The 8,938-nt window shown below is 68.5% G+C and carries 7 protein-coding genes; 4 read left to right on the top strand and 3 right to left on the bottom strand.

The genetic code is table 11. The features are described 5' to 3' along the window. Positions 1-559, top strand: a 559-nt coding sequence (locus VFZ09_RS45620; protein ID WP_329734123.1) for a hypothetical protein, incomplete at its 5' end; no start/stop codon positions are given. A gap of 373 nt (positions 560-932) precedes the next feature. After that, positions 933-1,343 (top strand): hypothetical protein, encoded by a 411-nt coding sequence (locus VFZ09_RS45615; RefSeq protein WP_329734122.1) that lies wholly within the window; start codon positions 933-935, stop codon positions 1,341-1,343. 23 nt (positions 1,344-1,366) lie between these two features. Here the strand turns inward: VFZ09_RS45615 and VFZ09_RS45610 are convergent, their stop codons facing one another. Further along, a complete protein-coding gene (locus tag VFZ09_RS45610) occupies positions 1,367-1,489 on the bottom strand; it encodes a hypothetical protein (RefSeq protein WP_329734121.1) in 123 nt (40 codons plus the stop codon). Between the two features lie 97 nt (positions 1,490-1,586). Between VFZ09_RS45610 and VFZ09_RS45605 the strand changes: the two genes are divergently transcribed. Beyond that, on the top strand, positions 1,587-3,068 hold the full coding sequence (locus VFZ09_RS45605; RefSeq protein ID WP_329734120.1) for a hypothetical protein: 1,482 nt from the start codon (positions 1,587-1,589) through the stop codon (positions 3,066-3,068). On the opposite strand, the gene VFZ09_RS45600 is transcribed toward VFZ09_RS45605, so the two are convergent. Both VFZ09_RS45600 and VFZ09_RS45595 read right to left on the bottom strand, forming a co-directional pair. Beyond that, complete coding sequence (locus VFZ09_RS45600; RefSeq protein WP_329734119.1) at positions 3,048-5,234, bottom strand: hypothetical protein; 2,187 nt, start codon at positions 5,232-5,234, stop codon at positions 3,048-3,050. The genes VFZ09_RS45605 and VFZ09_RS45600 overlap by 21 nt on opposite strands. Beyond that, positions 5,231-7,273 carry a CHAT domain-containing protein gene (locus VFZ09_RS45595; protein WP_329734118.1) on the bottom strand — a complete coding sequence of 681 codons (2,043 nt, stop codon included), beginning with the start codon at positions 7,271-7,273 and terminating at the stop codon, positions 5,231-5,233. The genes VFZ09_RS45600 and VFZ09_RS45595 overlap by 4 nt, the downstream gene beginning before the upstream one ends. Positions 7,274-7,437: 164 nt before the next feature. Between VFZ09_RS45595 and VFZ09_RS45590 the strand changes: the two genes are divergently transcribed. Next, on the top strand, positions 7,438-8,937 hold the full coding sequence (locus VFZ09_RS45590; RefSeq protein WP_329734117.1) for an FAD-dependent monooxygenase: 1,500 nt from the start codon (positions 7,438-7,440) through the stop codon (positions 8,935-8,937). Position 8,938 lies beyond the last annotated feature (1 nt).

The raw sequence follows: 8,938 nt of genomic DNA, 5'->3' as shown, positions 1-8,938 counted from the left end.
CCAGAAGGTGCCGCTGCTGGGCGCGCGCACGCTGGCGGATGGCAGCCGGCTGCTGCCCGGCACGCCCCTGCACAAGGCCCAGCGCTGGGTGGACTATCAGTTCCGCCACCCGGAGAAGTACCCCCGCTTCTCCTTCCAGCCCGACGCCGACTGGGAGCGCCTGTACGAGTCCATCCTCAAGAACCGGCAGGCGGGCAACGTCTTCGAGGATGCCATCCTCCAAGTGGGGAGATACGAGCGCAACGGGGCGATGATGATGCCGCCGCCGGGCAGCCGCGCTCAGGGCTTCATCCCCGACTCGGTGAAGGGCAACCCCGCGGAGCTGGTGTGGGGCCAGCCCTACCCCTTCGTCGAGGCCAAGGCTCGCAAGGAGTTGTCCCTCTCCGGCAACCTCGAGGCCATGATCGAGTATGTGGAGAAGTACGGCGGTCACCTCGAGCTATGGGTGCGCTCTGCCAAGCACCCTGATGGGCCTACGAAAATGTCCGGCAAGTTGGAGAGGTTCCTGCGGGAACTCGCCCAGGAAGGAAAGGCGAAGGTGATGTATCACCCTCCTTGAGGTGCTCGTGTCCGCCAACGCTCTCGACACATACATCCATCTTCCGCCTGGGCCGATCTCAAGCGATGTGCTACGCCAATTTCTGCACCTCGTTTTCGACGAGTTCCAATGGTTTGCTCCCGTCCGGTACGGTTCCGTATCGACGAAGGAGAAAATCCCTCAAGGCGTGCTCAACGCCGAGCCACTCGTCTCCTATTACGAAGAGAATACGAACCTGTGGATTTCCTCCAGGACGGAGAAGGAGTTCATCTGGGTTCGTCCCTCCAAGCCTGGCTCTCCCCCGCACCATGGCAAGCTCATCTGGGTGACCTCTGCGAAATCAGCCCTGAAGGCTCCTTGGTGGACGTCACATGCTCAGCAGGTGGCCACGGTCATGCAACTCGTACAATCCCCGCTGGCATGGTGCGCACTCGAGAGCGACATCCAACGCAAGACCCAGCGGCTGGAGCCTGAAGGTATCGGTTCGAAGCTCACCTTCAACTTGCGCGACTACAGCGAAGGGCTCCCGGGCCTGTTCTGGCGCAACTTCTACGGCCCGCCCTTCCTTCGCATGTTCGGCGAGCGCCTCGACTCCCTGCCCGCCGAATGCCGCCAGAATCTCGGTGAGGACCTCGTCCTCGTCCAGCCCTACGAGCTGCCCACCGAGGCGGGCACCGCGTCCGGTATGGCGCGCGAGCGCGAGCTCATCTCCCTGCTCGGTCCCGAGTGCTTCTACGACCACGAGCACCACACCCTCCCCACCCGCCGCCCCGTCCTCGACTCCCTCGGCCAGCCCCTTCACTGAGCGGCTTCGGGCGAGTCCCTCACTCAGGTAGTCACCTGCGTGCCGCGCTTCAGGCGCTGCCGCTGGATGGCGGCGGACACCTGATCCGGGGTGTCCACGAAGTCGGCGTGATGGGTACCGAGCATCCAGTCGCGATGAGTCGTCATGTGCACCCCCCTCTTCGTGTTCACACCCTAGAACCAACACCTCGCGACGAAGCCGGGCGCCCGGTTGTGCGAAGGTGGGGGTGGGAGGGACACCGCCATGACACGGAAGGGACCACTGGAGAGCGTACCGAGCGGGTTGAACCTGCTGCTGGCCCGAGCGGACGACCGGCAACCCGTGCTGCCCGCCGGACTGCCCGAGGAATCGGCCCGGGCAGCCCCACGGCCCGAGAAGCTCCCGGGCCGGGCCGAGGTGCCCACACTCGAGAAGCCCGATGCGAACCCGAACGACCTGTCCGCCCAGCGCTGGGGCGTGGTGGCTCCGGAGGGCGAAGAAGGCGAGGCGCTGCTGCGAGCCATCGCGCCGCTGATGGAACACCGGGAGCGGCAACAGGGCGCGCCCGTGCGGGTGTACCGGGTGCCCGCGGACATGGACGCGAAGCGTTCCGTGGCCTGGCGCCGGGACGTGTACCAGGACGAGGCCGTGCCCCAGGAGGACCGGCCCAGGTACCTGCTGCTGCTCGGGGACCTTCACCCACTGTCCATGGAGCTACAACAGGTGATGGCCCTCGGAGCCCTCGTGGGGCGGCTGCACATGGCCACGTCCTCGGGGGCGCCGGACCTCGCGGGCTACCGGGCCTACGCGGAGAAGGTGCTGGCCAGCGAGGGCCGGGCCGACCCGGACGAGGCCGCCGAGGTACTCCTGTACTGCGCGGACGATGGCACTCCCGCCACGGCCCAGGGCCGCCGGCTGCTGGTGGATCCCTGTGCGCAGCAGGTGGAGACCCGGTGGAAGCGGCGGCACCCGGCGCTGCGTCTGCGGGAATGGAGCGAGGAGCGCGTGGGCCTCGAGGAGTTGCTCCAGGCGGGAGGTGCGGCACGCTCGGGGGTGATGCTCTCGGTGAGCCATGGACTCGGGAAGCCTCGTCGGGGTTGGCGCTCCCTGGAGCAGCAGCGCTCACAACAAGGGGCCCTGCGCCTCGCGAGCGGAGAGCTGCTCTCCGCGGAGGAACTGCGGACCACGCCCTTCCTCCCCGAGGGCATGTGGTTCTGCCTGGCCTGTTTCGGCGCGGCCACGCCCCCGCGCAGTGCCTTCCATGCGTGGCTGACGCTGCTGGCCCGGGAGGGCGGCCAGAAGGACCACGCCCAGGAGGTCCTGGAGAGCCTGCCCAAGGAGGGCGAGCGTCCCTTCCTCGCCGCCCTGCCCCAGGCGGCCCTGGCCAACCCACGAGGCCCGCTGGCCATCATCGGCCACAGCGACCTGGCCTGGACGTATGGCTTCACCACCGTGGGTGCGGCCTCTCGCGGCCGGGCCTCGCGGATCGCCGGAGCGCTGGAGGTGCTGGCGAACGGCAGCCGGGCGGGCGTGGCGCTGGACGCGTTGATGCGCGCATACCGCGAGGTGAACGACGGCCTGATGACGGAGTATCAGGAGCGGCAGGATGCCCTGCTCGAGGGCAGGCCGGATCCCGTCGATCCGGTCGAACACGCGGCGCGCTGGATGGAGCGCAATGACTTGCGCGGCTACGTGCTGCTGGGAGACCCGGCGGCACGGCTGTGCCTACGGAACGGCGGCGGCTGACAGGGGAACGCGGCCGTAGGAGCGCTCGCAGGCCTCGTAGTGCTCAATGGCGAGGGCTTCCGTTTCGCCGACATAGGTCATCCGGTCGCCCGCGGAGAGACAATCCTTGTTGGCTTCTCGTAGCCGCTGTCGAACTCTGTCAACGGACAGAGACCAGAGTCTGGCGGTCCCATCCGTGGAGGCCGTCACCACCCGCTGCCCGTCAGGGCTGAAGGCTGCGGACCCCACCGGCCCCTCATGGCCGCGCAGCACCACCGGCGCCCCCTGCCCGTCCACTCGCCACACCCACGCCGTCGCGTCCTCGGAGGCCGTCACCACCCGCTGCCCGTCAGGGCTGAAGGCTGCGGACAATACCGCTCCCTCATGGCCGCGCAGCACCACCGGTTCCCCCTGCCCATCCACGCGCCACACCCGCGCCGTCGCGTCCACAGAGGCCGTCACCACCCGCTGCCCGTCAGGGCTGAAGGCTGCGGACCACACCTCTCCCTCATGGCCGCGCAGCACCACCGGCGCCCCTTGCCCGTCCACGCGCCACACCCGCGCCGTCTTGTCCTCGGAGGCCGTCACCACCCGCTGCCCGTCAGGGCTGAAGGCTGCGGACCCCACCCGTCCCTCATGGCCGCGCAGCACCACTGACTCCCCCTGCCCATCCACTCGCCACACCCGCGCCTTATCGCGAAAGATCGTCACAATGTACTGTCCATCCGGACTGAACGAGGCGCGAAAACACCCTGGACAAGGCAGTGCGACTTCTTGAGTGAATCCCAGCACTTCGTTCGAGAGACTGAGCCAATCCTTCACCTGCGCTGGCTGAGTGATCTCAAGGAGCAACTTGCCCGACCTCGCGATCTGCCCGCGCCCCAGCAGTTCCCGTGCTCCCGCCATAATGCCAAGGAAGCGAGCACGCTGAGCCTGCTCTTCCGCCCGCTTTGTCTGAAACACGCCCCAGACAAACAAGGTGCCCAGCACCACCAGTCCCACGGATCCCGCAGCCATGAGTCGCAACTTCCGGCGCTCCAATAGCAGCCGCAGTTGCTCCGCCTTCTGCTCTCGCTGTTGCTTGGACTCGAAGACCTTCCGGGCCAGCCAATCATGCCCTAGTTCGAAGTACCGGCTGCTGTAGTGCTCCTCGGCACGCAGCACCGCCGCTCGCTCCAGGCAGTCGAGCACCGTGTCCGCCTGCTCTGGAGGAAGCGCGGCCCGCGCCTCCTGCTCCGTCAACAGCGCCCGGCTTCCATCCGCGGCGACCAGGTGCTCCTCCAGCAGCCGCTGCGCCGCTGGCGTCAACGCGCCCAGTCCGGCCAACGTCGTCTCCAGGTACCCGTGCAGGATGTTCTCCGCATCCACCGCCCGCACCAGGCTTCCCTCCGCTCGCTCCGCCCACAAGGCCCGGCAGACGATCTGGGCGAACGCCGTCTGCACCTCGGCCTCGTCCCTGGCCAGCTGCCCGGGCATCCGCACCTGCAGCATCAGCGCTCGCGTCTCTTCCCTCACCCATGACTGTGAGGGCTGGCCCAGGGTCGCCAAATGGAGCACGACCTCCAGCAACTCCCCCACCGTGAGTGGCCCGAGCCGGAAGCCCCCCTCCAAGAGCGTCCTCCATCCTCGCGCCCTGTCCCGGAAGCGACCCAGGTAGTCCTCGCGCAGCGACAGGACGATGCACAGCTTCTGGGACGTCTTGCGCGCCAAGGCATCCACGCCCTCCAGGAACTCCTCCGTCTCCTCCACCGCATGCCCTGGAAGCAGGAGCTGCTCGAGTTGATCCAGGAAGATGAGAACCGGCCGCTCCGAGCGCTCCTCGGCCAGTTCCACCGCCAGCTCGAGAGCCTCGGCGGCCGGAAGCGCCTCTGGAACGTTGCCCAGTTCGAGCTGCGCGAACATCGCCCGCGCCAACCACGGCAGGGGCGCCTCGCCCGCGGGCCACCCGTCCACGGACACGGCCCGGAAGTCGTGCTCCTGCTTCAACCGGGGAATCACTCCAGCTTGCATCAGCGAGGACTTCCCAGCTCCGGAGGGCCCATGCAGAGTGACACAGGCATGGGCGAGGATGCGGTTCATCAACCGCCGCGTCACCTCGTTTCGGCCCGTGAAGAGCCTGCGATCATCCTCGCTCCCGCTGTAGGGACGAGGCCCCAGGAAGGGGTTGAAGCCCATCTCCGCGCTCATGACGTCCGCCCTCCCGAGCCCCGGGTCTCGAGCAGCGCTGCGAGCACCTCGGCGCTCGCCTCGAAGACATGGCGCAAGGGGGCCTTGCCGGGCAGCCCCCGCCCCTCTTCCCACAGCCCGCACTCCTGCTGCCCACCGGGCTCCACCACCGCGAGGCTCCCCGACGGCAGGGCCTGAGACCCGAAGAGCCGGTAGAGCAACATCCGGTGGTCCCAGCTGAGCATCGACAACCCCATCAGCAGCGCAGGATGGCGCAGCAGCGCGCTCTGGATGGCATCCGCCAGATCCGGCGGCAGCATCTGCTCCAGCGCATGCACCCCCAGCAGGAAGTCATCCTCGGTGAGCAATGGCCGATCGTGGAGGTTCGAGGGGAGATAGCCCCGGTACAAACGGAGCACCACCAGTTCCTGCTCCAGGTCCAGTAACGACGGAGGCCGGGCCAGCCGCTCCCAGCTCTTGCCGCCGGCCTCACGCCGCATCACCGTGGCCCGCTTCCCACCGGGTTCTGGAGGCTGGATGACATGGAGCGTGAGCTCGGGCCGGTGCTCGGCCAGGGCGCGCTCCAGCAGGGGCAGGCGCAACAATGTGACGTGGACACCGGGCCACAACCCGCGCGCCAGAGCCTCCAACAGAGGCGGCGGAGTCGCCTCCCCTCCGAGGGTCTCCTGGAACACGAAGTCCAGTTCCTTCTCCCCCAGGCGCAGCAGGTACTGCTGGGCCAGCGCGCTCGTGGGGAGGTGCTCGGAAGGCGGAGCCGCTCCTGCGTGGGCGAGATCCTCGCGCATCCGTTGATGGAAGCCATCCAGGGTGGAGCCCAGGTGCCCTCCTTCGTCTCCCAACAGCAGCGAGAAAGGGCCCTCCATCAGCCGCTCCAGCGCGAGCGCCAGCGGATTGTCCACGCGTGGCGCGGGCGCGGGCGCCCTCAATTCCTTTCGGTGCTTGAAGTCGAAGAGGACGGAGTCATGGCCGCGCAGGTACAGCACCGGAGAGAAGGCCTCGGCGGTGCCATGCTCCATCAGCACCATGCGCCGCGCCTCGTGGAGACCGAGCGCCACGTCCCCCTTCTGGGGTGACCTGGCCCCGGTGAGCGCCCGGTAGAAGGTGGACGAGCACAAGCGCGCCACGTCATTGCGCACGGGCCACAGGTGGGCCACCACGGCGGCCACTCCCGTCCGGGCGAGCAGCTCCGCCGCGCTCGCGAAGGCCCCCGGCTGGGCCCCCTCGCACGCATCCAGGACGATGAGGCGCAGGTGCTTGTGGAGCCCGCTGGCCTTGATCTGCTCGACCAGGGACTCCACCTCCAACCAGCGCTCCTCTCCCTCGGCGTCCACGAGTTGCAGCACGGGCGTCCCGTCCGCCCTCACGCCACCGTGCCCCAGGAAGTGGAGGACATGAGGCATGGGCTCGCACCGCAGCAGCTCGGGGAGGTAACGCGGCTGGAGCCGCGCACCGACGACAGGCTCCAACCACTCCACCTCGCCCGAGGCGATGCTCTCGTGCAGCGCCCCCTGGAGCGCGCGGAGCGCGGGCGCGTGGGTCTCCTGGGGAACGAAGGCCCGAACCCGCACCGCCCCCTGGATCTCCCGCGGCAGCCAGGGCTGTGTCGACGTCACGCCGCGCACCACCAGCATGTCCGTCGAGTTGCCCAGGAAGCCCCGCTTCGTCCGAGGCTCGCACAGCGCCTCCCACGGGAAGGCCTGGAGGAGTGGCCCATGAAGTCCCAGTTGCAGGAGCACCGGGCCCTCATTCGCCGCTTCGCGCAGGGGCAGGAGCACCTGCTGCACCGCGCCCTGGAAGAGCGCCGCGTGGAAGGCCTGGGCTCGCGCGAGGTGCTCCTCCAGGGGTGACTGCTTCCGGGCCGTGGCCCGGAGGTTGTCGGAGAAGGTTCGCAAACTCTCCGGCGTGACGTCCGCGCCGAGTGTTCCGGGCTCGGGTCTCTCCCCCCGGCAACCGCGGACCGTGACCCGAAGGCCCGATTCCGCCGCGCCGATATCTATCTCCAACCAGAGCCGCGCGGGCCCCGTACCTTTCTCCGCCATGGGGCTGGAGATTAACACCAGGGGTGGCGGTACGATGTGCACAGGCCTTCTCGCCCTCAGCCAGCGTTCCGAGTTGCCCGCAGACAAGCAGGTTTCCGGCGCGGAAACAATCGAGCCCATGACGGATGCCGGGCGAAGGCGGCGCTGGCGTAGACCGCGCGGCCATGACCCTGACCCAGCATGCGGTGGTGATCGTCGGAGGCGGACCGACGGGGATGATGTTGGCGGCCGAGCTCGCGTTGGCGAAGGTCGACGTCGCGATCGTCGAGCGGCGCGAGACCCAGGACCTCGACGGCGCGCGCTCACGCGGCCTGCACGCACGCACCCTCGAGGTTCTCGATCAACGTGGAGTCGTGGAGCGATTCCTCTCGCGGGGGCAGGTGGCGCAGGTCGCGGGGTTCGCGTGGATCCCCCTGAGCATCAGCGACTTTCCCACCCGGCATCCCTACGGGCTCGGCCTCGAGCAGAAGGAGTTCGAGCGCATCCTGGCCGGCTGGGTCAACGAGCTGGGAGTGCGCATCTACCGCGGACGGGAGGTGACCGGGTTCGCACAGGATGACAGCGGCGTCGACATCATGCTCTCCGACGGTCCGTCGCTCCGGGCCGAATATCTCGTCGGATGCGACGGCGGACGCAGCGTGATCCGGAAAGCAGCCGGCATCGAGTTCGCCGGATGGGATCCGACCGTGAGCTGTCTGATCTCCGAGGTCCGGATGACGCAGGAGCCGAAATGGGGGATGCGCCGCGATGCCATCGGCGTCCATGCCTTCGCCAGGTTGGCGGAGGGCCGGGTGGGAGTGATGGTGACCGAGCGGCGGATCGGCCCCCGCGGAGAACCGACGCTCCGCGAGCTCAGCGACGCGCTCGTCGCCGTCTACGGGACCGACTACGGGATCCACGACCCCAACTGGATCTCCCGGTTCACCGACCTGACCCGGCAGGCCGCGGCCTACCGCGACCGCCGCGTTCTGCTGGCTGGCGATTCCGCACACGTTCACTTCCCCGTGGGTGGGCAGGGCCTCAACCTCGGCGTGCAGGACGCGGTGAATCTGGGGTGGAAGCTGGCCCAGGTGGTCAAGCGGACCTCGCCCGACAGCCTCCTCGATTCGTACCAGCTCGAGCGCCACCCGGTCGCGGCACGCGTGCTGCACAACACGATGGCGTCCCTCGCGCTGCTTCGATCGGACGACCGCATCGAGGCGTTGCGAGAAACCCTCGCCGAGCTGCTCCGGATGGACGAACCCCGCAAGCGGATCGCCGGAATGATGTCGGGTCTGGATATCCGCTACGAGCTTGGCGAGGGACACCCGCTGCTCGGACGCCGCATGCCGGATCTCGACCTCGTCACAGCGAACGGCCCACGGCGCGTCTTCACGCTGCTGCACGCGGCGCGGCCCCTTCTGCTCAACCTCGGTGAGCCCGGCGGCTTCGAGCTCGCTCCCTGGGCAGATCGGGTGAGCATCGTCGATGCACAATACGGTGGCCCCTGGGAATTGCCTGTCCTCGGGGCGGTCACCGCGCCCGCCGCCGTGTTGATTCGGCCCGACGGCCATGTGGCCTGGGTGGGAGACCGGACCCAGCTCGGGCTCACGGACGCGCTCACCCAGTGGTTCGGGCCGCCCCGAGCTGGGAGACAGGATTCGAACCTGTCTCCCCTGCCCTGAC

The sequence above is a fragment of the Archangium sp. genome (assembly GCF_036277355.1).
Classification (GTDB): domain Bacteria; phylum Myxococcota; class Myxococcia; order Myxococcales; family Myxococcaceae; genus Archangium.
This window is presented reverse-complemented; position numbering and strand designations above follow the sequence as displayed.